This window comes from Streptomyces sp. NPDC000880 (genome assembly GCF_053599675.1).
The window spans coordinates 1-24,295 of record NZ_JBSFMS010000089.1 but is presented as its reverse complement, the minus strand read 5'-3'; the positions used below and the strand labels follow the sequence as shown (position 1 = coordinate 24,295).

The window sequence follows — 24,295 nt, the reverse complement described above, 5'->3', positions numbered from 1 at the left end:
GCCGTACCTGCGAAAGAATGTGCGCATGAGACGTCGCGCGCGTTTGTCGCTTGTGCTGCTCACCCTCGCCCTTGCCGGCTGCGGGACGGAGGCAGCGGTCAACAGCGGCACTCGGGGCAGCGACGGTACGGGGAGCACCAGCGGTCCCGTGCCCGAGCGGTCCGAGCTTGAGGCGCGCGCCCGCGCGCTGCAGACCCTGCCCGAGCATGTGTATGTGACGCGGTCCGACGGCTTCGAGCTGGCGCGGCAGTCTGTGGGTGTCATCGGCGGCGACGGCTTCTCGGCCACGTATGTCTCGAAGACCGGTGGGCAGATCACGCTCCTGGTCGACCGGGGCGAGGTGGACGAGGCGAACTGCGCCGGACTCCCGATGGGGTCGGCCACGGGCGCGGTCGGACCGGCCGGCGCACCCTGCGCGAAGGACGGCAAGGGCTGGTACCGCACCTCGGACAGCGGCCATGAGTACGTCCGTACGGAGAACGGTCTGCGGATCCAGATCAGCGCCGGCACTCAGGTGGAGCGCGACGTCCTGCGCGAGGCCGCCGAGGCGGCCCACCTCGCCGACGACCGTGAGCTGGACGAGGTCCTGCCCCCGGCCGGGGACGTCGGCGGACAAACGCCCGTCGAGCGCGGCGACCTGCCCCCGGCCGGCGACGGCGCCCCCAACAATGAGGTGGGCGTGAGCGGCTGACCCGGTCCACACTGCGCCCATGGACATCACCATCAGGGCAGTGCGGCCGAAGGAGTACACCGAGCTGGGCGAGATCACCGCCCATGCCTATCTGGGCGACGGGCTGCTGCACTTCGGCGAGGACGATTCGTATCTGCATGTGCTGCGGGATGTGGCGCGGCGGGCCGCCGAGGCCGAGGTGCTCGTCGCCGTCGACGGTCGCGGCCGCCTGCTGGGTGGCGTGACCTTTGTCTCGGGCGGCGGGGAGTGGGCCGATATCGCCCGCTGTGGCGAGGCCGAGTTCCGGATGCTCGCAGTCGCCGAGCAGGCCCGTGGACGGGGTGCCGGCGAGGCCCTTGTGCGGGCGTGCGTCGAACGCGCCCGAAGCGTCGAGGGGTGCCGGCGGCTCGTGCTGTCGACGCAGCACGGCATGCTCGCCGCCCACCGGATCTACGAGCGGATGGGCTTCGTCCGTACGCCCGACCGGGACTGGGAGCCCGTCCCCGGGATCACCCTGCTGACCTACGCGTTGGAGCTGTAGCCCGCTACGACACAACATGTGGGGGGTGCCGCATCCAGCGGCCCCCACATGTATGCTCATGCTCGCTGTCGCCGCAGGGGAATCCGGTGGGAATCCGGAACTGTCCCGCAACGGTGTGCTGTGGTGCGCTTTGTCGTACCCACCAGTCCGAAGACCTGCCGACGGTGCATCCGGCTCGACCGAACCGGGTGCCGAGACATCCGGGCCTCGCGGTTGGGTCGGTGGATGCCGTGCGGTGTGCTGCCATTTTCCGGGTACGTACGCCCCCGCGGCCCTCCCCTCCCCCGCCGGCCCAGAGCCGAGCGAGGGAGAGCACCACGTGACCATCGCGCCAGCCGATCCGGCTTCAGGCATCGCAGAGCATGCTGTCGACGGCCCCGGGACCGCGCTTCTGCGGACCCTGACCGATCTCACCGCCGATCTGCCGGACACTGACCCGGGACGCGTCGCCGCCGCCGCGCTGCGCGGCCGCAACGCCCGGTCGGACGCGGCCGAGTTGCGCAGCCTCGCCACCGACGCCGCCGCGGGGCTGATCTCCGAGGACCCGGCCTACTCCCGGCTCGCCGCCCGCCTGCTGACCCGTCACATCGCGGACGAGGCCGCCGGACAGGGCGCGGTGTCCTTCTCCGCTTCGGTCGCGGTCGGCCACCGGGAGGGCCTGATCGCCGACCGCACGGCCGAGTTCGTCACGCTCCACGCCGCCCGTCTCGACGCTCTGATGGACCAGGACGCCGACGACCGTTTCGGCTACTTCGGGCTGCGCACCCTCTACAGCCGCTATCTGCTCCGGCACCCCCTCACCCGCCAGGTGATCGAGACCCCGCAGCACTTCATGCTGCGCGTCGCCTGCGGACTGGCCGAGGACACCTCCGCGCGCGCCCTGGACGAAGTCGCGGCGCTGTACGGGCTGATGAGCCGCCTCGACTACCTCCCCTCGTCGCCCACCCTCTTCAACTCCGGCACCCGCCACCCGCAGATGTCCTCGTGCTATCTGCTGGACTCCCCGATGGACGAGCTCGACTCGATCTACAGCCGCTACCACCAGGTCGCGCGCCTCTCCAAGCACGCGGGCGGCATCGGCCTCTCCTACTCCCGCATCCGCGCCCGCGGTTCACTGATCCGCGGCACCAACGGCCACTCCAACGGCATCGTGCCGTTCCTGAAGACCCTCGACGCCTCGGTCGCGGCCGTGAACCAGGGCGGCCGGCGCAAGGGCGCCGCCGCGATCTACCTGGAGACCTGGCACGCGGACATCGAGGAGTTCCTGGAGCTGCGCGACAACACCGGTGAGGACGCGCGGCGTACGCACAACCTCAACCTCGCGCACTGGATCCCGGACGAGTTCATGCGCCGCGTCGAGGCCGACGCCGACTGGTCGCTGTTCTCACCTTCCGATGTGCCGGATCTGGTCGACCTGTGGGGCGACGAGTTCGACGCGGCGTACCGCGAGGCGGAGGCCGGGGGACTCGCCCGCAGGACCATCCCCGCGCGGGAGTTGTACGGCCGGATGATGCGTACGCTCGCCCAGACCGGCAACGGCTGGATGACCTTCAAGGACGCCTCCAACCGCACCGCGAACCAGACGGCGGAGCCGGGCCACACGGTCCACTCCTCGAACCTGTGCACCGAGATCCTGGAGGTGACGGACGACGGGGAGACGGCCGTCTGCAACCTCGGCTCGGTCAACCTCGGTTCGTTCGTGCTCGCGTCGGGAGACATCGACTGGGAGCGGCTGGACGAGACCGTCCGTACCGCCGTGACCTTCCTCGACCGGGTCGTCGACATCAACTTCTACCCGACCGAGCAGGCAGGCCGCTCCAACGCCAAGTGGCGTCCGGTGGGCCTGGGTGCGATGGGTCTGCAGGACGTCTTCTTCAAGCTCCGCCTCCCCTTCGACTCGCCCGAGGCGAAGGCGCTGTCCACGAAGATCGCCGAGCGGATCATGCTCGCCGCCTACGAGGCGTCCTGCGACCTCGCCGAGCGCAACGGCCCGCTGCCCGCCTGGTCCCAGACCCGCGCGGCCCGTGGCATGCTGCACCCCGACCACTACGACGTGGCGCTCAACTGGCCGGAGCGCTGGGACGCGCTGCGCACCCGCGTCGCCGAGAGCGGCATGCGCAACTCCCTCCTCCTCGCCATCGCGCCGACCGCGACCATCGCCTCGATCGCGGGGGTGTACGAGTGCATCGAGCCTCAGGTCTCCAACCTCTTCAAGCGCGAGACGCTGAGCGGTGAGTTCCTCCAGGTCAACGCCTACCTGGTGGAGGAGCTGAAGAAGCTCGGCGTGTGGGACGCGCAGACCCGTGAGGCGCTGCGCGAGTCCAGCGGCTCGGTGCAGGGCTTCAGCTGGATCCCGGCCGACGTCCGCGCGCTGTACCGCACGGCGTGGGAGATCCCGCAGCGCGGCCTGATCGACATGGCCGCCTCGCGCACCCCCTTCTTGGACCAGTCGCAGTCGCTGAACCTGTTCCTGGAGACGCCGACCATCGGGAAGCTCAGCTCGATGTACGCGTACGCCTGGAAGCAGGGCCTGAAGACGACGTACTACCTGCGCTCCCGCCCGGCGACGCGGATCGCCCGCGCGGCTCAGTCCGCCACCCCCGTCCCGGTACAGCAGGCGGCCGACCCCGACGCCGTCGCCTGCTCCCTGGAGAACCCCGAGTCCTGCGAGGCCTGCCAGTAATGCCCACCCGTCACCCGGCCACCACCCCCGATGAACGGCGCTCCGCGCCGGCGGTCACCCCGAAGAAGAATCTGCTCGACCCCGGCTTCGAGCTGACTCTCCGCCCCATGCGCTACCCGGACTTCTACGAGCGCTACCGCGACGCGATCAAGAACACCTGGACCGTCGAAGAGGTCGACCTCCACTCCGACGTGGCCGACCTCGCCAAGCTCTCGCCGGGCGAGCAGCACATGATCGGCCGGCTGGTCGCGTTCTTCGCGACGGGCGACTCGATCGTCTCCAACAACCTCGTGCTCACCCTCTACAAGCACATCAACTCCCCGGAGGCGCGGCTGTACTTGAGCCGCCAGCTCTTCGAGGAGGCTGTGCACGTCCAGTTCTATCTGACGCTGCTCGACACCTACCTCCCCGACCCGGACGACCGCGCGGCCGCCTTCGACGCGGTCGAGGAGATCCCGTCGATCCGGGAGAAGGCCCAGTTCTGCTTCAAGTGGATGGACTCTGTCGAGAAGATCGACAGGCTGGATTCGAAGGCCGACCGCCGCCGGTTCCTGCTGAATCTGATCTGCTTCGCGGCCTGCATCGAGGGGCTGTTCTTCTACGGCGCGTTCGCGTACGTGTACTGGTTCCGCTCCCGCGGTCTGCTGCACGGCCTGGCGACCGGGACGAACTGGGTTTTCCGGGACGAAACCATGCACATGAACTTCGCCTTCGAGGTGGTGGACACGGTCCGCAAGGAGGAGCCCGAGCTCTTCGACGACGCACTCCAGCAGCAGGTCACGGACATGCTGAAGGAGGCCGTCGAGGCGGAGCTCCAGTTCGGCCGCGATCTGTGCGGTGACGGTCTGCCCGGAATGAACACCGAGTCGATGCGCGAGTACCTCCAGTGCGTCGCCGACCAGCGACTGACCCGGCTGGGCTTCGCCCCGGTGTACGGCTCGGAGAATCCGTTCTCCTTCATGGAGCTGCAGGGCGTCCAGGAGCTGACGAACTTCTTCGAGCGCCGGCCGTCCGCCTACCAGGTGGCGGTCGAGGGCTCGGTCGGCTTCGACGACGACTTCTGATCTTCATGGTGCACGGCCGGGCGGATACCTTTCACGGGTCCGCCCGGCCGCGTTACCCCGCACTGCGGGACCACGCCCTACCGCTGGCTGCTGCGCGCGCCTGACCCGAGCGCTCAGATGCCGCAGCTCGACGCCGACCAGAAGCGACTGTCTCGGTGGTCGAGGTGCGTGTGGTCGTTGTGGCCCGGGTAGCCGGGGCCCAGGATCCCGTTGAAGCCGTGGTTGCGGGCCTGCTGGGCAAGTTTGCACAGGGAGTGCGGGCCCGCGCCCAGATCCGCCGCGTCACCGTACAGATGCCGGCTGCCCGCCGCGCCGCCGACCGCGTCGTTGCATGCCTGCGAGCGGAAGCCGCTGGTGACGGTGATCGACTGGTCGCCGAGCGCGTGCCGCATGGCCTCCAGCTTCCACATGGTGCGCAGCGCGTTGGACTTGGCGGTCGCGGCGCTCACCGCACCGCCGGCCCAGGTGCTGTTGCAGTCATTGAGCTCGCCGTAGGTGAAGTGGATGGGCGTGCAGTCGTCGTCCTGGAGGGCGTACAGCTTGGAGAAGGTGGCGGACCCCGCGACGCCGTCGGCGCCGAGCCCGTACGCCGACTGGAACCGCTTGACCGCCGCGGTGGTCGCCGGGCCGTAGTCGCCGTCGATGGCGAGCACGCCGCCGTACCCGGGATATCCGGCGACCCGGATCTGCAGCTGGGTGACGTCGGCGCCGGATGCGCCCTGGGAGAGCGTGCGGGTCCAGGTGTAGCAGCCGTCCGCCTGGGCGGTGCCGGCGGTCGCCACGACCCCGGCCAAGGCGGCGGCCATGAGCATGACAAGAGACAGCAGGAGTCTTGCGGTACGCCGGAACATCGGGCCTCCATACCGTGAGTGCGGTGTACGGCAGAGACTGGCGGGACGGTCGACGCGCGTCAACAGGGTCTCGTCCGGCGTCATTTGTCCGCCCAATGGCGGCGAACACACCTAAGGGCCCGCTCGGCGTGAGCGGGCCCCTTTGCAGACTCGGAACTCAGTCGTTCGGCACGGTCTCGTAGCGCGGCGTGCCCTCTTCCATCTGCCGCAGCGCGTCCTTGCGGTCCCGCTTGGAGAGCCGGTCGATGTACAGCTGGCCGTACAGATGGTCCGTCTCGTGCTGCAGGCAGCGGGCGAAGTACCCCGTGCCGCGCACCCGGATCGACTTGCCCTCGGCATCCTGCCCGCGCACCACCGCAGAGTCGGGGCGAGGCAGCGAGGCGTACGCCGTCGGCACTGAGAGGCAGCCCTCATTGGAGTCGTCGAGGACGCGCAGCTCCGGCGGCAGCTCCTCCAGGACCGGGTTGCAGACGACACCGGTGTGACGTACACCGTCGTCGTCCGGGCAGTCGTACACGAAGACCTTGAGGTCCACGCCGATCTGGTTGGCGGCCAGGCCCACGCCCTCCGCCGCCTTCTGGCTGGCGAACATGTCGTCAATCAGCGCAGCGAGCTTGTCGTCGAACTCGGTGACGTCCTGGCACTCCCTGTGCAGCACCGGGTTGCCGACGACCGTGATCGGGCGTGCCGTACCCCGCTCGCGGTGCGCCAGCTCACGCTCCTCGCAGTCCTCCGTGTCGACGACGAAGCCGTCGTTCACCTGCTCGTCCGTCTGCTGCTGCGCCATGTCCGCTTCTGCGCCTTCCTGAAATCCGGAATCCGATCCCGTACAGCCTACGGCCAGAGGGATCAGCAGACTTCCTCGAGATCCCGCCACTCACGGGAGTCCGGGCTGTCGGCGACCCAGCCGTCCAGCAGCCCCCGGACAAGCCCGGCCGGCGCCGCGATGCCGCACTCGCGCTCGGGCGACCAAAGATCGCCCGCCGTGCGGTGGCCGAGCGGCCCCGGATGGCCGGGCTCGCTGTGGTCGTGCGGGTCGAGGTGCTCACCCTCGCCCTCGGCACTCGGCATCCGGCTCTCGGAACAGGACCGGCACAGCAGCCGCACCGACGAGGACCAGTCCTCGGCGGCGAATCCGGCGTCCGAGGCAAGCTGCTCCAGGGCGTCCCGGTCGGCCTCGGTCGCGGCCTCCAGCAGCACTACCCAGGTGGGTACGGGCGAGGGCGCCCAGAGCTCGATCTCGTCGAAGACGGGGTACGAAGGTCCCGCGGAGGTGATCCGCTCCCCATGGGGCACGCCGTCATGCAGGACGACCTCGCCCCAGCGGCGTCCGGACGACGGCAGCGGGATGGAGAGCACTTCTATCCGGGCCGGGTCGAGCCTGCGGCCCCACACCACCTCGGCCTCGCCCTCGGGCGACAGACGGACGGCGGCGCTGCCCAGCTCCATGCCGACCGGCTCGCCGTTGGCGGCAGCGGCGCCCGGCACCTTCAGTCCGTACGCCTGCCAGGCTCGGCGAGCCAGCGGCCAGTCCTGCAGGGCTGTGGCGGCGATCCCGACGTTCCACCAGTCGGGGGCGCCGCTCTCCTTGTCCAGCAGCGCGACGGCCCGCAGGCCGGCGGCGCGCGCCTGCTCCCAGTCGTGCCGGAACTTGTGCAACAGCGCCAGGTTGAACCAGGACTCGGAGAGCCAGGGCTCGAGGTCCGCCGCGCGCGTCAGCAGCGCGCCCGCGTCCTCGTACCGGCCGTCGCCGATCAGCGTGAACGCGCGGTCGGTGGCCTGCCGCCAAGAGGCGGACGGCCGATGCCGTACCTTCCCGAAGATCCTCACGATTCCCGCCTGCCGGTCGCTCGGGTCGCTGCCCCCGGACGCATGCTTGTATGCCTTCTTTCGCATCCAACCATGCCTAGTCGGAGGCTCGCTCATTACCCATGGGTTACCCCGGTGGGACGGGGGCCAGACCGCCTCTTGAGAGGACTCTGGCAAGGGATTCGACCACCTCTGGCTGGTAGTCGCGCCCGGTGCCGAGCCGCAGCTGCTCGAGTGCGCTGAGCGCCCCGCCCGCCGTTCCTCCGCTTCCCCCGGCCAGATCGTCGTATGCGTTGACGGCCCGGACGATCCGGGCGGGCAGCGGCTGATCGCGGTACGGGTCGGCCTGCGTCTCCACCACGACGGCGACGGCCGCGGGGACGCCGGTCTGGCGGACGACTGCCCCGCCGAGCAGAGCTATCCGCCGCTGCTCGGCGACGGGCAGGGTGGCGGTGGCCCCCTCAGGTACGGGATCGACGAGCGACAGCTGCCCGATGTCGTGCATCAGCGCCGCGTACTCCAGGACGGTCAGATCTGGGCCGGTCAGGCCCAGCTCCCGCCCGACGGCGGTGCTGAGCGCGGCGACTCTGCGGGCGTGGCCAGGCTGGGTGTACCCGGCGATCTCGGTGGCGCGGGCGAGGGACACGATGGTCTGCCGGTAGGTGGTCCTGACCGCGGCGTACCGCCGGAAGGAGAGCTGGGCGAGGAGGAGGGGCACGCAGAACACGGGCAGCGCCCAGAGTCCGACGACAGCGACGGCGAGGGCCATCACGGCTCCGGTGGTGCAGACCGCGGAGCCGATGCCGAGCAGGGCCCTGAGCTCGTCGCGGAGGAGAGGGCCGTACGGAATGGGGGTGCCTCCCATGCGCTTGGCGCTGTGGGGGAGGGTGCGGGCGTGCAGCATCGCGGCGGCGAGGACGGCGTCGCACAGGGCGGTCAGCACGAGCAGCAGGAGAAGGAGCAGCGCGTAGTAGGCACCGTGCCCGACCCAGCGCTCCAGCTCCCCCGAGTTGTACAGCGGCTGGAAGCACACGGCGGCAAACCCGACGGTCAGCACCCGCCGCGCCACATGGTCGAGCGCGGGCCCCCTACCCCGCGCCACATGCGGTACGGTCCCGGCGAGCGAGGCCGCGACGACGACGGCGACGACCTGAAGCGCCCCGTGCGAGGTGTGCCGCCCCGCGCACTCTCCGAGCAGCGCGTAGGCGAGCGCGCCCGCGACCCCCAGGGGCGCCGGCTCCCTCCCCCATGGCGCCAAGCGCATGGGAGGTACCCCCACCCCGGGCGGGGCCCCCCACCGGGCGAGCTCCCCGACTGCGATGAATGCCCCGAAGGCAAGAGCGTTCCCGGGCTGGTCCACTCCCTGCCACAGGGTCCCGGCCAGCGCGCCGCCGGTGAGCAACGCGGCGGCGGCGTACACGACGCGGACGAGGTTCCCCGGCGAGGGGGTCACCCCCGTCTGCCCGCGGTGCCGGTGTCACGCCCCGGCACCGTCACACGTACCTGCTCCGGCTGCGGAGGGACGTTTCGGCTTACGCCCCGCCCGGCGGCCCCGACGCCGGAACCGGACCCGGCTCCCGCGCCCACCCCCGCCTCGTCCGACGTCACCGCCGTCTCCCACCCGTGCCGCTCCAGCGCCCGCACCAGCGCCCGCACCATCTGCGGGTCGAACTGCGTCCCCGCGCACCGCTTCAGCTCCTCCAGCGCCACCGCCACCGGCCGCGCCCGCCGGTAGGACCGGGTCGACGTCATCGCGTCGAACGCGTCCGCCACCGCAACCACCCGCGCGAACTCCGGGATCTGGCGCCCCACAAGACCGTACGGATACCCGCTCCCGTCCAGCCGCTCGTGGTGGTGCAGGATCGCCGCCCGCGCCTCCCCCAGGAATCCGATGCCGCGCACCATGTCGTGCCCGTACTCCGGATGCAGCTCGATCACCCGCCGCTCCTGAGGCGTCAGCGGCCCGTCCTTGCGCAGCACCCGCGTCGGCACGCCGAGCTTCCCCACGTCGTGCAGGATCCCGGCGAACCGGAGCAACTCGAGCCGCCCCTCCTCCATGCTCAGTTCGCGCGCGATCAGCACGGACGCTCGCCCGACCCGCTCGCTGTGCCCCCGCGTGTACTTGTCCTTGATGTCGACGGCCTGCACCAGCGCCCGGATCGTCGCCTGATGCGCGGCATGCTCCCGGTGGTACTGCGCGAAGACCCAGCAGGAGATGTACATCGGCAGCAGTACGAGGAGCGCGGACAAAGGCCCGTACGGACTGCGCCACAGCACTGCCATCATCAGCCCGGCGAGGCCGTGCACACAGTGCGGCGCCAGCGATCGCAGCAGCAGCCCGCGCCAGGCGGTCCGTACGGGCAGCTGTTCCGCGGTGGCGAGGATGCCGCCGTCGAGCGCGGTCAGCACCAGACAGAAGACGAGCGCCCCGGCCGCGGCGGGCAGCAGCGCGTACGGGAAGTCCGGCGCCCGCAGCGTGGGTTCCCCGGCGAGCAGCAGATACGTTTGCGCCGCGCCCCATGTCGCGAGCGCGAGCTGCGCCGCCCGCCAGATCCGCCGTGCGCCCGCGGGCCGCTCGTCGACCCGGCCGAGCAGCGCGCCGGGCACAGCGACGAGCGCGGCCGCGGCGGGCGGCAGCAGAAACGCCCCGGCGAGCAGTACGGGGAAGAAGGACCCGGCGCCCACCGGCACGGAATTCCCGAGGTAACGGCAGCGGGCGGGCATCTCGCACGCGGCGTACAGCCCGGCGAGCAGCAGCACGGCGCTCCAGGGGACCGCGGCTGCGTGCCGCACCGCCGGCAGTGCGCAGACCGCGGCGCACAGCACTGCGCCGAAAATGTACGCGCGTGCCGCCGCCGGTATGGCCCTCACTGCCCCGTCCTCTCCTGGCCCTCTCTCAAATGAAGCGCCAGGCTAGCGAGTTGGTGGTGCCGCGGCGGCGAGTAGTCAGCTTTTCGCACCTACGGGTGACAGGCCGGGGTATACGCAAACACGCATACGTGAAGCGGGCATACGCGAAAGGTGCGCCGAGACAACCTCGGCGCACCTAGTGCGTACGTACTTGTGCCGGTGCCTACTCCTGGGCGGCGACGCCCGGCAGTTCGGCGCCGGCGACCGTCACGTCGTGGTCGGGCACGGCCTGACCGGACCGGATCAGGTCGATGCGCCCCATGACCTTGGCCCGCAGATCGCCGGGCACGTCGTCATGGCCGCAGCAACGCTTGACCAGCTTCTTCACGGCCTGCTCAAGACCGTACTTCTCCAGGCACGGCGAGCACTCCTCGAAGTGCACTTCGAACTTGGTGCAGTCGGCATCGGGCATCTCATTGTCGAGAAACTCATAGAGGTGGTCCAGGACCTCTGAGCAGTCCGTCTCGTGCGGCTCTCCGCAGCTCATGAGCCCGAGCCTTTCGCGTCGTTCGACTCCCCCGCACCGGCCGGGACGAGCCCGCGCTCACGGGCGTAGTCCTCCAGCATGCCGCGCAGTTGACGGCGGCCGCGGTGCAGTCGGGACATCACCGTCCCGATGGGTGTTCCCATGATGTCCGCGATCTCCTTGTACGCAAAGCCCTCTACGTCCGCGAGATAGACCGCGATGCGGAACTCTTCGGGAATGGCCTGCAGTGCTGACTTGACGTCCGAGTCCGGCAGGTGGTCGAGGGCCTGCGACTCGGCGGAGCGCAGCCCGGTCGACATGTGCGACTCGGCGCGGGCGAGCTGCCAGTCCTCGATCTCCTCGGCGGCGCTGCGCTGGGGCTCGCGCTGCTTCTTGCGGTACGAGTTGATGAACGTGTTCGTGAGGATCCGGTACAGCCACGCCTTGAGGTTCGTGCCCTCGCGGAACTGGTGGAAGGATCCGTACGCCTTGGCGTACATCTCCTGCACAAGATCCTCGGCATCGGCCGGATTGCGCGTCATGCGCAGCGCAGCCGAATACATCTGGTCGAGGTAGCCGAGGGCGTCCCGCTCGAAACGGGCATTGCGCTCGACGGTCGTCTCCTCGGACTGCTCCGCCTGGCCGCCATCGGTCCCTGCGTCGGTCCCAGTGACCGGACCCACCTCCTCCAACGCTGTGGCGAGGCCGAATGCGGACCCGCTCGAATCGGAGGATAGACGACGATCCGCTCCGCCCGCCGCCCGAGCAGGGGCGTTCTTGGCCGCGGAAAGCACCGTCCACTCCAGGTCAGCGGCGTTCGAGCGGCTCGGGCAGATGGTCGAACCCATGCGACGGACTCCCTACTGCAAGCTCTGTTTATGTCTTTACAACATCCACAACAGTGCGCGTACGCGCATCATTCCCGGAGCCCGCGCGCCCAGGTCCGCACGGCGTCCGTGATGGTCCGGAGGGTCTCCTCCTCACTGATCCCGGCGCGTTTGGGCACGGCAAACCCATGATCGCCGTACGGCACCGCCACGAGCTCGTAGTCCCCCTCGGGGAACTCCTCCGGTCGCCCGAAGGGATCGTTGCCCCCTTGCACGACGAGGGTGGGCACGCCCGCGCCGAGCAGCTCGTCCGCGCGGGACTTCTCCGGCCTGCCGGGCGGATGCAACGGGAAACTCAGCGCGAGCACGCCGGCGGCCCCGAGCTCCCGCGCGGTCCGGCAGGCGACCCGCGCCCCGGCACTGCGGCCTCCGCCGACGACGGGCAGCCCGCGTTTCTCCAGCACGGGCCAGACCCCGCGCCACCCGGCATCCAGCGTCTTCGGCGCGGGAGCGACTTTCTTCCCGGCCACCCGCCACGGCTGCTCGACCAGGGCCACCGTGACCCCGTCCGCGGGCAGCGCCCGGGCAATGGCCTGCACATCCCGCGCCTCGATCCCACCCCCGGCACCATGACTGACGGCCACCACAAGCCGGGCCCGCCCGGTGGCGGACACCCAGGTGACGCGGGCGTCACCGGCGCCGGTCTCTACGATCTCAGTGCCACTCACACGTCCATCCTGCCGCGCCGGGATGGGACGAGGGGGGACCCGGCACCGCGAAGCGGTGCACCGGGCTTGCACGCGGCGCGAAGCTGCCCACCGAGCCCGCACCGGCGCGGAGCTGCTCGCGCCGGCGCGAGCAGCCGCGCGAGCGATGATTCTCGGGCAGAGCCGCCGACGGTGGCTGTGCGCGTGTTCCCCGCACGAGGCCGCCCACCGTGCCCGCGTCCGAAGCGAAGCCGCCGGCCGGCGCCGCACGCGGCGCGAAGCTGCCGCTCCCCGGGTGGGGGTCTGGCTGCCCTGCCCTCAGCTCCGGGAGGGTCGGGACAGGGGAAAACCCCGGTCAGAACAGCGTGTCCTCCTCCGGGCCTGACAGCTCCTCCAGCAGCTCCGGCCCGTTGTTCCGCACATTGCTCACCGCTGTCGTCACCGCGTACGCCCGCATCAACCCCTCCGGCGGCGGCACCAGCAGCGCCCGTACCTGCTCCGGCTGCCTGTGCGACGGGTCCAGCCACGCGTCCCACCGGTCCGGCGTCAGCATCAGCGGCATCCGCGGGTGGATGTCCGACAGTGACCGCGGCCCCTGGGCCGGCGCCACCCCCAGCGGCCCCTTCTCCGCCTCCGTCGTGATCACCGAGCACGTCACCCACCACGCCTGCGGAAGGTCGTCCGGCAGCGTCCGGTCGCGCCAGAACTCGTACACCCCCGCCATCGCGAACACCGACCCGTCCGCCGGCGTCACGAAGTACGGCTGCTTACGCGGGCGTTTCTTCTTGCCCTCGACCTCCAGCTCCCGCTCCCCCGCCCCGGTCACCCACTCGTAATAGCCGTCCGCCGGCAGGATGCAGCGCCGCGTCAGGAAGGGCCTGCGGAAGGACGGCTTCTCGTGCACCGTCTCCGCCCGCGCGTTGATCATCCGCGCTCCGCCCTCCGGCGACTTCGCCCACGACGGCACAAGCCCCCACTTCAGCGCCCGCAGCTGGCGAACCGGACGGGGATCACCCGCGTCTTTCACAGGACGTTCGAGGATCGCGTAGACCTCCTTCGTGGGGGCCACGTTCCAATCGGGCGCCAGCGTCTCCTCCGGCTCCCACTTCTCGACCCCGAAGAGCCCCGCGAGATCCTCGGGTCTACGACTCGCTGCATACCGTCCGCACATAAGTGCCACACTGCCACTCCCGCCCGCCACCCGAGGAGCCGCCCGACAAATGGCCAGCACCCAGTCCGCCGCCGACCTGTGGGACCGCGTCTTCGGCAATCAGCCCGCCCCCGACGAGTGGCTGGTCATCGCCACCGGCCTGCTCGCCCTCGCAGTCGTCGTCCCCCACCCCATATGGCGCCTGTCCCGCAACGCCGTCACCATCGCCCACGAAGGCGGCCACGGCCTCGTCGCCCTGCTCACCGGCCGCCGTCTGGACGGCATCCGCCTGCACTCCGATACGAGCGGCCTCACCGTCAGCGCCGGCAAGCCGACCGGCCTCGGCATGATCCTGACCGCCGCGGCCGGCTATACCGCGCCGCCCCTCCTCGGCCTCGGCGGCGCCTGGCTGCTGGCCGCGCACCACATCACGCTGCTCCTCTGGCTGGCCACCGCTCTGCTCATCGCGATGCTGGTGATGATCCGCAATGCGTACGGCGCGCTCACCCTGATCGTCACGGGTGCCGCCTTCCTCCTGGTCTCCTGGCTGACAGAACCCGGCGTACAGGCCGCCTTTGCCTACGCCGCCGTCTGGTTCCTGCTGCTCGGCGGCGTACGACCGGCCTTCGAGCTGCAGTCCAAGCGCCGCCACGGCGGAGCCCCCGACTCGGACGCCGATCAGCTCTCCCGGCTGACGCACGTACCGCCCGTGATGTGGCTGTTCCTCTTCCACGCGGTGTCGCTCTGCTCCCTGATCGGCGGCGGCCGCTGGCTGCTGGGCCTCTGACCGAGCGCCGAAGACCCGCACAGCCCTCTACCACTCCTCGGTTACGCCCCCATTTCGCCGCATTTGATCAAGATCGGGGTCTCCGCCGAGCCACTAAAGTGATGGCCATGACCGACAGCTCCGTCCACCCCGCCCTCTGGCCCGCCCCCTACGCGACCGGGGCCGTCGAAGCGACGGTCACCGTGCCCGGATCCAAATCGGTCACCAACCGCGCCCTGGTGCTGGCCGCACTCGCCGCCGAGCCGGGCTGGCTGCGCCGCCCGCTGCGCTCCCGCGACAGCTTCCTGATGGCGGAGGCGCTGCGCGCCCTCGGCGTCGGCATCGAGGAGGGCGTGGGCCCCGACGGCGAGGGCGAGACCTGGCGTGTGATCCCGGCCGGCCTGCACGGCCCGGCCACGGTCGACGTCGGCAACGCCGGTACCGTCATGCGCTTCCTGCCTCCGGTCGCCGCGCTCGCCGACGGCTCGGTCCGCTTCGACGGCGACCCCCGTTCCTACGAGCGCCCCCTGAACGGCGTGATCGACGCCCTGCGCGTCCTCGGCGCCCGGATCGACGACGACGGCCGCGGCTCGCTCCCAATGACCGTGCACGGCAGCGGGGCGCTCGACGGCGGGTCGGTCAGGATCGACGCGTCCTCGTCCTCCCAGTTCGTCTCCGCCCTGCTGCTGTCCGCCCCGCGCTTCAACCAGGGCGTGGAGGTACGGCACATCGGCGGCACCCTGCCCTCCATGCCACACATCCGGATGACCGTCGACATGCTCCGCGCCGTCGGCGCCCAGGTCGACGAGCCGGAGACCGGCGGCGAGCCCAATGTCTGGCGGGTCTCCCCGTCCGCCCTGCTCGGCCGCGATCTGACCGTCGAGCCGGACCTGTCCAACGCCCAGCCGTTCCTCGCCGCCGCGCTGATCACCGGCGGCCGGGTCACCATCCCCGACTGGCCCGAGCGGACGACCCAGCCCGGTGACGCGCTGCGCCGGATCTTCACCGAGATGGGCGGGTCCTGCGAGCTGACCGAGGCGGGTCTGACCTTCACCGGCACCGGCCGCATCCACGGCATCGACACCGACCTCGGCGAGGTCGGCGAACTGACCCCCGGCATCGCGGCCGTCGCCGCGCTCGCCGACTCCCCCTCCACGCTGCGCGGCGTCGCCCATCTGCGCCTCCACGAGACGGACCGCCTCGCGGCCCTGACCAAGGAGATCAACGAGCTCGGCGGCGATGTCACGGAGACCGAGGACGGCCTGCACATCCGCCCGCGCCCGCTGCACGGCGGCGTCTTCCACACGTACGACGACCACCGGATGGCCACGGCCGGCGCAGTCATCGGCCTCGCCGTCGAGGGCGTGGAGATCGAGAACGTGGCGACGACCGCCAAGACCCTGCCCGACTTCCCGCGGATGTGGGCCGGAATGCTCGGGGCCTGACGAGATGCGCCGCTACGGCAAGAACCCCGACGAGGACGACATCCGCGTCCGCCCCAACCGCAAGGGCAACCGCCCTCGGACCAATATCCGCCCCAAGCACGAGGACGCGGTCGAGGGCATGGTCCTGACCGTCGACCGCGGCCGGCTCACCTGTCTCGTCGACGACCGCGTCGTCATGGCGATGAAGGCCCGCGAGCTGGGCCGCAAGGCCGCGGTGGTCGGTGACCGGGTCGGGATCGTCGGCGATCTCTCCGGCGAGAAGGACACCCTCGCCCGCATCGTGCGCATCGAGGAGCGGAAATCCGTCCTGCGGCGGACCGCCGATGACGACGATCCGTACGAGCGGGTGGTCGTGGCCAACGCCGACCAGCTGGCGATCGTGACGGCGCTCGCCGACCCCGAACCCCGCCCACGCCTGATCGACCGCTGCATCGTCGCGGCGTACGACGGCGGGCTCACGCCACTCCTCGTGCTGACCAAGTCGGATCTGGCCTCGCCCGACGAGCTGCTGGAGAAGTACGGCGCGCTGGGCGTGCCCCATATCGTCACCACCCGCGACGAGTTCGTGGACGGCGTCGCCGCCGAGCGGGTCCATGAGCACCTCAAGGGCCGGACCACCGTGTTCGTCGGCCACTCCGGCGTCGGCAAGACGACCCTGGTCAACGCCCTCGTACCGAAGGAGCGCCGGCGCAGCACCGGCGTCGTCAACGCGGTCACCGGCCGCGGCCGGCACACCACCACATCGGCGCTCGCGCTCCCGTTGGCGGACGCGGAGGGCGGCTGGGTGATCGACACCCCGGGTGTGCGCTCCTTCGGGCTGCACCATGTCGACCCGTCCCGGGTGATCCTCGCCTTCCCCGATCTCGTACCGGGTACGGAAGGATGTCCGCGGGCTTGCAGTCATGACGAGCCGGACTGCGCGCTCGACGACTGGGTGGCCGAGGGACATGCGGATCCGGCGCGGCTGTACTCGCTGCGGCGGCTGCTCGCTACCCGCGATCGACGCGAAGGCGACTGACTGGCGCACGTTTGCGGCCCGCCGCGGTTGGTAAGTGCATACTCGCACCAAGTGCGACGAAGCAGTCACCGACTGATGCGGGAGGCACAGACCATGGCGTGGCTGCTGGTGGTGGTCGCCGGATTCCTCGAGACGGGCTTCGCCGTCTGTCTCAAGCTCTCGCACGGTTTCACCCGGCTCTGGCCGACGATCGCGTTCGCCGCCTTCGCGCTGGGCAGCTTCGGCCTGCTGACGCTCGCACTCAGGAAGCTCGACGTGGGGCCCGCGTACGCGGTGTGGACGGGCATCGGCGCGGCGGGCACCGCGATCTACGGAATGGCTTTCCTGGGAGACACGGTCTCCACCCTGAAGATCGTCTCGATCACGCTGGTGATCGTCGGCGTCATCGGTCTGCAGTTGTCGGGCTCGGCGCACTGACGGCTCCGCCGACGGCCGTACGCACCAGTGGCCCGATCCCTTCGCCGACAGGCGCGATCACATACGAGAGCGCGAGCCGCACCGCGAGTTCGCTGCGGTGGGCGAGATCGGCCGACTCCTCCTTCGTAGGGCCCTGGTGGGACCCCTGCTCCAGCGCGGCCACGGAGCGGTCCCGTACGGCTGCGACCAGCTCGGCCGGGGACGGCAGTCCCGCGTCGGCGCGGCGCTGGGCGGGCGCTTTGGACAGTACGGCGCCCCGGCGGGCGGGCCTCGGCACGGGCAGCCGCTCGCTCCAGCAGCCGGTGAGCAGGGCCCGCAGCAGCGGCTTCGCCCGCGCCTCGCCGACGGTCCACTCGGCGACCGCGACCAGCCGGTCCGCGGCCCCGGTCCGCTCGGCGAGCAGCCGCTCGACACCGTGGAGATACGTGTCTGCCTCGCGGCGCACCAGCCCGCGGGCGAGGCCGTCCTTGCCGCCGAACTCGTTGTAGAGGGTCTGCCGCGAGACCCTGGCGGCAGAGGCGACATCGACCATCCGCACCCCTGACCAGGGCAGCTGGGCGAGCGCCGCAAGAGCGGCGTTCAGCAAGGACTCTCGCGCTGTAGGCATCGTCGCCTCCCCGGGCCAAGCGGCTCTCCGGCCGTGCGCCTCCCACGCCGTGCGCCTCCCCGGCCGTGCGGCACTGCGCTCAGAGTTGACGGGCCGCCACCCACTGTCAATAGCCAGGGGCGGACAGCGCCCCGGGAAGGACCCCGTGAGCCCCCGATAGAGTGACGACCATGCCCGATTACCACGACGATCTGCGTCTCGCCCATGTCCTCGCGGACGCCGCCGACGCCGCCACGATGGACCGGTTCAAGGCTCTGGACCTCAAGGTCGAGACCAAGCCGGACATGACACCGGTGAGCGAGGCCGACAAGGCGGCAGAGGAGCTGATCCGCGGACAGCTCCAGCGGGCCCGGCCGCGGGACGCGATCCTCGGCGAGGAGTACGGCATCGAGGGCACGGGCCCGCGCCGCTGGGTCATCGACCCGATCGACGGCACGAAGAACTATGTGCGCGGGGTGCCGGTCTGGGCGACGCTGATCTCTCTGATGGTCCAGGGCGAGGGCGGCTACCAGCCCGTCGTGGGCGTGGTGTCGGCCCCGGCGCTGGGCCGCCGCTGGTGGGCCGCGCAGGGCGGCGGCGCGTACACCGGGCGCAGCCTGAGCTCCGCGAGCCGGCTACGGGTCTCCAAGGTCGGCCGGATCCCGGACGCGTCGTTCGCGTACTCCTCGCTGAGCGGCTGGGAGGAGCAGGGGCGGCTCGACGGGTTCCTGGATCTGACCCGGGCCTGCTGGCGCACCCGCGGCTACGGCGACTTCTGGCCGTACATGATGGTCGCCGAGGGTTCGGTGGACATCTGCGCCGAGCCGGAGCTCTCACTGTGGGACATGGCGGCGACCGCGATCGTCGTACAGGAGGCGGGCGGATCCTTCACCGGCCTGGACGGACGCCGGGGCCCGCACAGCGGAAACGCGGCCGCGTCCAACGGTCTGCTCCACGAGGAACTGCTGGGATACCTCAACCAGCGCTACTGAGCGGCGCATTTGGCGGGCACATACACCCTTCCAACCGGCTGCGCACGCCCTCTTGCTGCCACCCCGCGGGACTGAGACTCTGAAAGTCCCCCCACTTGTGAACTTGTGAATCGGTTCCCGAGGGGGCGAACCACCAAGGAGGTGGCTCCATCCATGCTCGTCCGTGACGCCATGAGCACGGTGGTCCTCACCATCGGACCCGCACACACACTCCGCCAGGCAGCCCGCCTGATGGCCGCGCGCCGTGTCGGCGCCGCCGTAGTCCTCGACAGCGACGCCGGCGGGCTCGGCATTCTCACCGAGCGCGACATCCTGAACTCGGTGGGTGCGGGGCAGGACCCCGATCTGGAAACCGCCGGCACCCACACCACCACCGACGTCGTCTTCGCCGCACCGTCCTGGACCCTGGAGGAGGCCGCGGAGGCCATGACGCACGGCGGCTTCCGGCATCTGATCGTGCTCGACGGCGACGGGCCTGTCGGCATCGTCTCCGTACGGGACATCATCCGCTGCTGGGCCCCGGCCAGGCGGCACCCGGCGACGCTCGCCGGTTAGCACGCGCACTCGCCGGTCAGCGCGCACAAGAGGGCCGGGCGCACAAGAGAGCCCAGGCACAGCCGGGCGCACAGGAGGGCCGGACCCCCTGGACAGGGATCCGGCCCTCTCTTCTACGGCAAGCTCCCGTCAGCCACGCAGGGCCTGGACCGCGGCCTCCAGCCGCTTGCCGAAGTCGCCGTCGGCCTGACGGAAGTTGTTGACCGCACGCTCGGCGATGTCGTCGCGCGACACCTTCGAGATGAACCCCGCGAGGTTCTCGACGAGGCGGCCCTTCTCGTCCTCCGACATCAGCCGGTAGAGGTTGCCCGCCTGCACGAAGTCGTTGTCCTCGGCGTGCGACGGGGCCTCGTGGTTGCCGGTGCCACCGGTGACGGGGGTCGACACCCACAGCGGCTTGTCCGTCTGGAACGGGCCGCCGAAGCTGTTCGGCTCGTAGTTCTTGGCGCCCTTGTGGCGGCCGTCGTACAGGTAGCCGTCACGGCTGTTGGTGCGCGCCTCGGTGGCGTGCGGGCGGTTCACCGGCAGATGGTCGGCGTTGATGCCGACGCGGTAGCGGTGGGCGTCGCCGTACGCGAAGAGACGGCCCTGGAGCATCTTGTCGGGCGACGGGCCGATGCCCGGCACGAAGTGCGCGGGGCTGAAGATCGACTGCTCGACCTCGGCGAAGATGTTCTCCGGGTTGCGGTTGAGCTCCAGCTTGCCGATCTCGATCGGCGGGTAGTCCTCGTGCGGCCAGACCTTGGTCAGGTCGAACGGGTTGAAGCGGTACGTGGCCGCCTCGGCCGCCGGCATGATCTGCACCTGCACCGTCCAGGACGGGAAGTCACCGCGCTCGATGGCCTCACGCAGGTCGCGCTGGTGGGAGTCCGGGTCCACGCCGGAGAGGCGGTTGGCCTCGTCGGTGGTGAGGTTCTTGATGCCCTGGTCGGTCTTGAAGTGGTACTTGACCCAGAAGACCTCGCCGGCCTCGTTGTTCCACTGGTACGTGTGGGAGCCGTAGCCATTCATGTGGCGCAGCGTCGCCGGGATGCCGCGGTCGCCGAAGAGCCAGGTCACCTGGTGGGTCGACTCGGGGCTCAGGCCCCAGAAGTCCCACACGTTGTCGGCTTCCTGCGAGCCGGTGTACGGGTCGCGCTTCTGCGTGTGGATGAAGTCGGGGAACTTGATGGCGTCCTTGATGAAGAACACCGGGGTGTTGTTGCCGACGAGGTCGTAGTTGCCCTCTTCGGTGTAGAACTTCAGCGCAAAGCCGCGGGGGTCGCGCACCGCGTCGGCCGAGCCGAGGTTGCCGGCGACGGTGGAGAACCGGAGGAATGTCTCCGTCTGCTTCCCCACCTCGGAGAGGAACTTCGCACGCGTCCACTGCGATACGTCGCGGGTCAGCGTGAAGGTGCCATACGCACCGGCGCCGCGCGCATGCACGATGCGCTCCGGGATCCGCTCGCGGTTGAAGTGCGCGAGCTTCTCGAGAAGAGCCTGGTCCTGAACGAGAACCGGACCGCCGACGCCCGCAGTCTCACTGTTCTGATTGTCGGCTACCGGCGCGCCGGCCTCCGTGGTAAGCGGTCCCTGCGTCACGTGCGCCTCCTGCGTCATAACTGCCAGTCCTGTCCCTTGGCGTTTGCCGGTCTCGATCCTACGATGGACTTTGTCTAAGTCAAGTGAACATCCAAATTCACACCCGTTCGGGACCTGGGTCCCACCACTGTTAGGCTGGCCCTTATGAGTGACCTGTTGGAACGACTTCGCGGACGCGGCTGGCGCATGACCGCCCAGCGACGTGTCGTGGCAGAGGTTCTCGACGGCGACCATGTCCACCTGACAGCCGATGAGGTACACGCGCGTGCCGTGAAGCGGCTCCCCGAGATCTCCCGGGCGACGGTCTACAACACGCTGGGCGAGTTGGTCAGCCTGGGCGAAGTTCTGGAAGTCTCGACGGACCGCCGCGCCAAGCGCTACGACCCGAACGCCCACCAGTCCCACCAGCACCTGGTCTGCGCCCAGTGCGGCACGATCCGGGACGTCCACCCCTCGGGCAACCCGCTGGCGGACCTCCCGGACACGGAGCGCTTCGGCTTCACGATCTCCGACGTGGAGGTCACCTACCGCGGCACGTGCCCGAACTGCGCGTCGGCCTGAGACGTACGCATCCGAAGGCCCCGGCACCGATGAGATGCAGGGCCCTTCGCGTTCAGCGGCGTACGGCTCGCGGCTAATACGACGAAGGCCCGGATCCTGGAGGATCCGGGCCTTCGTCTGTCAGTAGCGGGGACAGGATTTGAACCTGCGACCTCTGGGTTATGAGCCCAGCGAGCTACCGAGCTGCTCCACCCCGCGTCGGTGAACACGACCCTACGTCACCCCGCCGACCAGCGCAAATCGATACTCGCCACTACGCGGTGAGCTCCTGGTGCAGCGCCTCGCGCAGCCGCGCGGCCCGCTCCGCCACCTCGGCGGGCCCCAGCTCGACGGCGCGCGCGCACCACCGCTGCCCCTCGGTCAGCTCACCCCTGCGGGCGGCGAGCAGCGCCATGCGCAGCGCGGCCCGGCCGTGCCCCGCGCGGGCGGCGCGGGACCACCACAGGGCAGCCTCGCGCTCGCTGCCCTCGCGGGCGAGGAGCAGCCCGAGATTGAACGCGCCGTTGCGGCTGCCCGCCTCGGCGGCCTCCCGGTACCAGCGGGCGGCGTCCGCCATGTCGCCGCGGGCGGCGGCGAGCATCCCGACCCGTACCTGGGCACGGCGGTGCCCCAGCTCGGCGGCGCGCTCGTACCACTCCTCGCACTCGCTCTTCGCGGCCATCGGCTCGCCGAGTGCGGGCCGCCCGGGCGGCGGCTGGCGCGAGTCGAGCACGGTGGCGAGCCGGAATGCGGCCTCGGCACTGCCGCCGCCCGCCGCACAGCGCAGATGACGCTCGGCGGCCTGCTCGTCGCCGTCCCTGAGCAGCGCGATGCCGACCTGGAGGGCGGCCTCGGTGTGGCCGGCCGCCGCCGCCCGCTCGTACCAGGTCAGAGCCGTGCGGTCGTCGTCGCGGCCGACGTAGAGGATGCCCAGGTTGAAGGCTGCGTCGACGCTTCCGGCCTCGGCGGCCTTGGAGAACCAGGGCTCGGCGCCGGTCGCGTCGCCGGCCTGCAGGAGCAGTACGGCGAGCGCGTTGGCAGCCTCGCGGTGCCCGGCGTAGGCGGCGCGGCGATACCACTGCTCGGCCTGCGGCGTACGGTCCTGGGCGGCACAGAGCAGCCCCAGGTTGTAGGCACCGTTGACGTCACCGGCGTCCATGGCGGCGCGGTACCAGCGCTCGGCGGTCTGCTGCTCGCCACGGGCGGCGTGCAGCGCGCCGAGGGCGTTGGCGGCATTCCCGTCGCCGTCCTGGGCAGCACGCAACCACCAGACGGCGGCGCTCTCCTCGTCGCCGGCGTCCCGCAGCAGAAACCCGAGCGCGCAGGCGGCACGGGCCTCGCCGTCCTTGGCGGATGTGAGGTACCAGCGGCCGGCCTCCTTCAGCTCGCCGCGCTTCTCGAGGATCGCGCCGAGGTGCAGCGCGGCCCGCCGATGCCCACGGGCGGCGGCCTGCTGGTACCACTGCGCGGCCTCGTCGAGTACGGACAGCTCAGCGCGATCGCCGAGATCACCGCTCTCGCCGTCCTCGCCGACCGACCCCGGGGCGACGCCCCCGGCACCGGCGGCGTTCCGCGTTGCGAACCCAGGCTTCGAGGCCACCTCGGCCGCTGCCACACCGCCACGGTCCTGGCGCGCGGAAACACGGCCCGCCGAACCCGGGCGGCCCACGGCAGCCGAGCCGCCCACGGGGGCACCGTCCCCGGCACCGCGCCCCAAGACCACGGCAACGGCACCGGAACCCGAGGCCGTCTTCCTGCCGACGCCCTCGGCGTCCCGCGCCGCGGACCCCCCGCGTCCCACCACCAGGCTCACGGCGCCGCCCTCGCGGGCCTCCCGCGCCGCCTGGCGCTCCAGCGCGCGGGCGAGCCGGTACGCCGCCTCGCGGTGTCCCTGCTCCGCCGCCGCGCGCAGCCAGCGCTCCGCGCCCACATCGCTGCGGTGCTCCAGCAGATCGGCGAGGGCGTACGCGCCCAGCGCGTGACCCTGCTCGGCGGACTGGCGCAGCCAGTATTCCGCGGCGGGCTCGTCGCCGCGCTCGCGGAAATGCCGCCCCAGCGCGTGCGCCGCGGCCGCGGAACCGGCGACGGCTGCGATACGCCACCACCCGGCCGCCTCGTCGGCGTATCCCCGCTGGTGGAGCAGGACACCCAGATTGTTCGCGGCGGCACGGTCGCCCTCCGCGGTCGCGGCACGCAGATAGGGCTCGGCGCCGTCGAGGTCGCCGCGCCGCAACAGCAGCGCGCCGAGCACGCTCATCGACGCGGTGTCGCCGCCGTCGGCCGCACGCCGGTGCCGTGCTTCGGTCCCGGCGGTCTCCACCGGATCGACGCCCGCACCGCTGCCGGCACGGTCAACGTTGTCAACGGCCTCGGCAGGACTGGTCGCGTCCGCCACGTTTCCGGCACGCCCCCGCACAAACCGCCCTGTCTCCAACAGAGTTGCCCTATCCCCCATATATTCCATCGTCGCACCACCTGCACCCCGCGTACACCTGGTATATCGCAGCCAGTGAGGTCACTTCAGCGTTTTGTCGACATGCCCACAGAGAGATAAGTCAAACACGCTCGACCCCAACTCACCCCACGCGGCACACAGTTCTCACCGGCAGCACATACGCACGAAGAGGGCCCGGATCCACAAAGGATCCGGGCCCTCTTTCTTTTCAGTAGCGGGGACAGGATTTGAACCTGCGACCTCTGGGTTATGAGCCCAGCGA

At 70.8% G+C, this 24,295-nt stretch carries 23 protein-coding genes, 1 tRNA gene and 1 riboswitch; of the genes, 11 read left to right on the top strand and 13 right to left on the bottom strand.

From position 1 onward, the window contains the following. The first annotated feature begins 25 nt into the window (after nt 1-25). The 4 genes from ACWDO5_RS24955 to ACWDO5_RS24940 all read left to right on the top strand — a co-directional run bounded on the left by ACWDO5_RS24955 (nt 26) and on the right by ACWDO5_RS24940 (nt 4,958). Nucleotides 26-691 carry a hypothetical protein gene (locus ACWDO5_RS24955; RefSeq protein ID WP_450532577.1) on the top strand — a complete coding sequence of 222 codons (666 nt, stop codon included), beginning with the start codon at nt 26-28 and terminating at the stop codon, nt 689-691. Nucleotides 692-710: 19 nt separating this feature from the next. Continuing rightward, on the top strand, nt 711-1,211 hold the full coding sequence (locus ACWDO5_RS24950; RefSeq protein WP_450532576.1) for a GNAT family N-acetyltransferase: 501 nt from the start codon (nt 711-713) through the stop codon (nt 1,209-1,211). A gap of 52 nt (nt 1,212-1,263) precedes the next feature. Next, a riboswitch (cobalamin riboswitch) is annotated at nt 1,264-1,388 on the top strand. A gap of 142 nt (nt 1,389-1,530) precedes the next feature. Then, complete coding sequence (locus tag ACWDO5_RS24945) at nt 1,531-3,894, top strand: ribonucleoside-diphosphate reductase subunit alpha (RefSeq protein WP_450532575.1); 2,364 nt, start codon at nt 1,531-1,533, stop codon at nt 3,892-3,894. 107 nt (nt 3,895-4,001) lie between these two features. Then, nucleotides 4,002-4,958 carry a ribonucleotide-diphosphate reductase subunit beta gene (locus ACWDO5_RS24940; RefSeq protein WP_450532587.1) on the top strand — a complete coding sequence of 319 codons (957 nt, stop codon included), beginning with the start codon at nt 4,002-4,004 and terminating at the stop codon, nt 4,956-4,958. A 113-nt stretch (nt 4,959-5,071) separates the two neighbouring features. Here the strand turns inward: ACWDO5_RS24940 and ACWDO5_RS24935 are convergent, their stop codons facing one another. The 9 genes from ACWDO5_RS24935 to ACWDO5_RS24895 form a co-directional block, all read right to left on the bottom strand. Further along, complete coding sequence (locus ACWDO5_RS24935; protein WP_450532574.1) at nt 5,072-5,809, bottom strand: D-Ala-D-Ala carboxypeptidase family metallohydrolase; 738 nt, start codon at nt 5,807-5,809, stop codon at nt 5,072-5,074. A gap of 157 nt (nt 5,810-5,966) precedes the next feature. Continuing rightward, complete coding sequence (gene def, locus ACWDO5_RS24930; protein ID WP_450532573.1) at nt 5,967-6,596, bottom strand: peptide deformylase; 630 nt, start codon at nt 6,594-6,596, stop codon at nt 5,967-5,969. A gap of 62 nt (nt 6,597-6,658) precedes the next feature. Next, on the bottom strand, nt 6,659-7,639 hold the full coding sequence (locus ACWDO5_RS24925; RefSeq protein ID WP_450532586.1) for a tetratricopeptide repeat protein: 981 nt from the start codon (nt 7,637-7,639) through the stop codon (nt 6,659-6,661). A gap of 106 nt (nt 7,640-7,745) precedes the next feature. Beyond that, nucleotides 7,746-9,071 (bottom strand): HD-GYP domain-containing protein, encoded by a 1,326-nt coding sequence (locus ACWDO5_RS24920; RefSeq protein ID WP_450532572.1) that lies wholly within the window; start codon nt 9,069-9,071, stop codon nt 7,746-7,748. Beyond that, the gene (locus ACWDO5_RS24915) at nt 9,068-10,489 is read right to left on the bottom strand and encodes an HD-GYP domain-containing protein (RefSeq protein WP_450532571.1); all 1,422 of its coding nucleotides are present in this window, start codon (nt 10,487-10,489) and stop codon (nt 9,068-9,070) included. Before ACWDO5_RS24915 ends, ACWDO5_RS24920 begins: the two co-directional genes overlap by 4 nt. A 202-nt stretch (nt 10,490-10,691) precedes the next feature. After that, complete coding sequence (gene rsrA / locus ACWDO5_RS24910) at nt 10,692-11,015, bottom strand: mycothiol system anti-sigma-R factor (protein WP_450532570.1); 324 nt, start codon at nt 11,013-11,015, stop codon at nt 10,692-10,694. Beyond that, nucleotides 11,012-11,677 (bottom strand): sigma-70 family RNA polymerase sigma factor, encoded by a 666-nt coding sequence (locus ACWDO5_RS24905; RefSeq protein WP_450532585.1) that lies wholly within the window; start codon nt 11,675-11,677, stop codon nt 11,012-11,014. Before ACWDO5_RS24905 ends, rsrA begins: the two co-directional genes overlap by 4 nt. A 233-nt stretch (nt 11,678-11,910) precedes the next feature. Beyond that, nucleotides 11,911-12,549 (bottom strand): alpha/beta hydrolase family protein, encoded by a 639-nt coding sequence (locus ACWDO5_RS24900; RefSeq protein ID WP_450532569.1) that lies wholly within the window; start codon nt 12,547-12,549, stop codon nt 11,911-11,913. Between the two features lie 334 nt (nt 12,550-12,883). After that, on the bottom strand, nt 12,884-13,699 hold the full coding sequence (locus tag ACWDO5_RS24895) for an SOS response-associated peptidase (protein WP_450532568.1): 816 nt from the start codon (nt 13,697-13,699) through the stop codon (nt 12,884-12,886). Between the two features lie 49 nt (nt 13,700-13,748). On the opposite strand from ACWDO5_RS24895, the gene ACWDO5_RS24890 reads away from it, so the two are divergent. The 4 genes from ACWDO5_RS24890 to ACWDO5_RS24875 all read left to right on the top strand — a co-directional run bounded on the left by ACWDO5_RS24890 (nt 13,749) and on the right by ACWDO5_RS24875 (nt 17,324). Beyond that, nucleotides 13,749-14,465 (top strand): M50 family metallopeptidase, encoded by a 717-nt coding sequence (locus ACWDO5_RS24890; RefSeq protein ID WP_450532567.1) that lies wholly within the window; start codon nt 13,749-13,751, stop codon nt 14,463-14,465. A 107-nt stretch (nt 14,466-14,572) separates the two neighbouring features. Then, the gene (gene aroA, locus ACWDO5_RS24885; protein WP_450532566.1) at nt 14,573-15,889 is read left to right on the top strand and encodes a 3-phosphoshikimate 1-carboxyvinyltransferase; all 1,317 of its coding nucleotides are present in this window, start codon (nt 14,573-14,575) and stop codon (nt 15,887-15,889) included. A gap of 4 nt (nt 15,890-15,893) precedes the next feature. After that, nucleotides 15,894-16,907: a ribosome small subunit-dependent GTPase A gene (gene rsgA, locus ACWDO5_RS24880; protein WP_450532565.1), complete on the top strand. Its 1,014-nt coding sequence runs from the start codon at nt 15,894-15,896 to the stop codon at nt 16,905-16,907. A gap of 93 nt (nt 16,908-17,000) precedes the next feature. Beyond that, nucleotides 17,001-17,324 carry a DMT family transporter gene (locus ACWDO5_RS24875; RefSeq protein WP_450532584.1) on the top strand — a complete coding sequence of 108 codons (324 nt, stop codon included), beginning with the start codon at nt 17,001-17,003 and terminating at the stop codon, nt 17,322-17,324. Here ACWDO5_RS24875 and ACWDO5_RS24870 read toward each other — a convergent pair. Further along, the gene (locus ACWDO5_RS24870; protein ID WP_450532564.1) at nt 17,290-17,931 is read right to left on the bottom strand and encodes a TetR/AcrR family transcriptional regulator; all 642 of its coding nucleotides are present in this window, start codon (nt 17,929-17,931) and stop codon (nt 17,290-17,292) included. The genes ACWDO5_RS24875 and ACWDO5_RS24870 overlap by 35 nt on opposite strands. Before the next feature lie 170 nt (nt 17,932-18,101). Between ACWDO5_RS24870 and hisN the strand changes: the two genes are divergently transcribed. Together hisN and ACWDO5_RS24860 are read left to right on the top strand one after the other, a co-directional pair. Continuing rightward, a complete protein-coding gene (hisN, locus tag ACWDO5_RS24865; protein WP_450532563.1) occupies nt 18,102-18,902 on the top strand; it encodes a histidinol-phosphatase in 801 nt (266 codons plus the stop codon). 153 nt (nt 18,903-19,055) lie between these two features. Then, a complete protein-coding gene (locus tag ACWDO5_RS24860) occupies nt 19,056-19,457 on the top strand; it encodes a CBS domain-containing protein (protein WP_450532562.1) in 402 nt (133 codons plus the stop codon). 129 nt (nt 19,458-19,586) lie between these two features. On the opposite strand, the gene ACWDO5_RS24855 is transcribed toward ACWDO5_RS24860, so the two are convergent. Beyond that, nucleotides 19,587-21,056 carry a catalase gene (locus tag ACWDO5_RS24855; RefSeq protein WP_450532561.1) on the bottom strand — a complete coding sequence of 490 codons (1,470 nt, stop codon included), beginning with the start codon at nt 21,054-21,056 and terminating at the stop codon, nt 19,587-19,589. 126 nt (nt 21,057-21,182) lie between these two features. On the opposite strand from ACWDO5_RS24855, the gene ACWDO5_RS24850 reads away from it, so the two are divergent. Further along, entirely contained in the window at nt 21,183-21,599 is a 417-nt protein-coding gene (locus ACWDO5_RS24850; protein WP_450532560.1) for a Fur family transcriptional regulator, read from the top strand. A 124-nt stretch (nt 21,600-21,723) separates the two neighbouring features. Here ACWDO5_RS24850 and ACWDO5_RS24845 read toward each other — a convergent pair. Continuing rightward, nucleotides 21,724-21,797 (bottom strand) — tRNA-Met (locus ACWDO5_RS24845). 55 nt (nt 21,798-21,852) lie between these two features. After that, complete coding sequence (locus ACWDO5_RS24840) at nt 21,853-24,042, bottom strand: sel1 repeat family protein (RefSeq protein WP_450532559.1); 2,190 nt, start codon at nt 24,040-24,042, stop codon at nt 21,853-21,855. Between the last annotated feature and the right edge of the window lie 253 nt (nt 24,043-24,295).

Bases quoted from the DNA above. Each gene is read 5' to 3' on its own strand.
- ACWDO5_RS24955 (WP_450532577.1), top strand. From the start codon at position 26: ATGAGACGTCGCGCGCGTTTGTCGCTTGTGCTGCTCACCCTCGCCCTT.
- ACWDO5_RS24950 (WP_450532576.1), top strand. From the start codon at position 711: ATGGACATCACCATCAGGGCAGTGCGGCCGAAGGAGTACACCGAGCTG.
- ACWDO5_RS24940 (WP_450532587.1), top strand. From the start codon at position 4,002: ATGCGCTACCCGGACTTCTACGAGCGCTACCGCGACGCGATCAAGAAC.
- ACWDO5_RS24935 (WP_450532574.1), bottom strand. From the start codon at position 5,809: ATGTTCCGGCGTACCGCAAGACTCCTGCTGTCTCTTGTCATGCTCATG.
- def (WP_450532573.1), bottom strand. From the start codon at position 6,596: ATGGCGCAGCAGCAGACGGACGAGCAGGTGAACGACGGCTTCGTCGTC.
- rsrA (WP_450532570.1), bottom strand. From the start codon at position 11,015: ATGAGCTGCGGAGAGCCGCACGAGACGGACTGCTCAGAGGTCCTGGAC.
- ACWDO5_RS24895 (WP_450532568.1), bottom strand. From the start codon at position 13,699: ATGTGCGGACGGTATGCAGCGAGTCGTAGACCCGAGGATCTCGCGGGG.
- ACWDO5_RS24890 (WP_450532567.1), top strand. From the start codon at position 13,749: ATGGCCAGCACCCAGTCCGCCGCCGACCTGTGGGACCGCGTCTTCGGC.
- aroA (WP_450532566.1), top strand. From the start codon at position 14,573: ATGACCGACAGCTCCGTCCACCCCGCCCTCTGGCCCGCCCCCTACGCG.
- rsgA (WP_450532565.1), top strand. From the start codon at position 15,894: ATGCGCCGCTACGGCAAGAACCCCGACGAGGACGACATCCGCGTCCGC.
- ACWDO5_RS24875 (WP_450532584.1), top strand. From the start codon at position 17,001: ATGGCGTGGCTGCTGGTGGTGGTCGCCGGATTCCTCGAGACGGGCTTC.
- ACWDO5_RS24870 (WP_450532564.1), bottom strand. From the start codon at position 17,931: ATGCCTACAGCGCGAGAGTCCTTGCTGAACGCCGCTCTTGCGGCGCTC.
- hisN (WP_450532563.1), top strand. From the start codon at position 18,102: ATGCCCGATTACCACGACGATCTGCGTCTCGCCCATGTCCTCGCGGAC.
- ACWDO5_RS24860 (WP_450532562.1), top strand. From the start codon at position 19,056: ATGCTCGTCCGTGACGCCATGAGCACGGTGGTCCTCACCATCGGACCC.
- ACWDO5_RS24855 (WP_450532561.1), bottom strand. From the start codon at position 21,056: ATGACGCAGGAGGCGCACGTGACGCAGGGACCGCTTACCACGGAGGCC.
- ACWDO5_RS24850 (WP_450532560.1), top strand. From the start codon at position 21,183: ATGAGTGACCTGTTGGAACGACTTCGCGGACGCGGCTGGCGCATGACC.
- ACWDO5_RS24840 (WP_450532559.1), bottom strand. From the start codon at position 24,042: ATGGAATATATGGGGGATAGGGCAACTCTGTTGGAGACAGGGCGGTTT.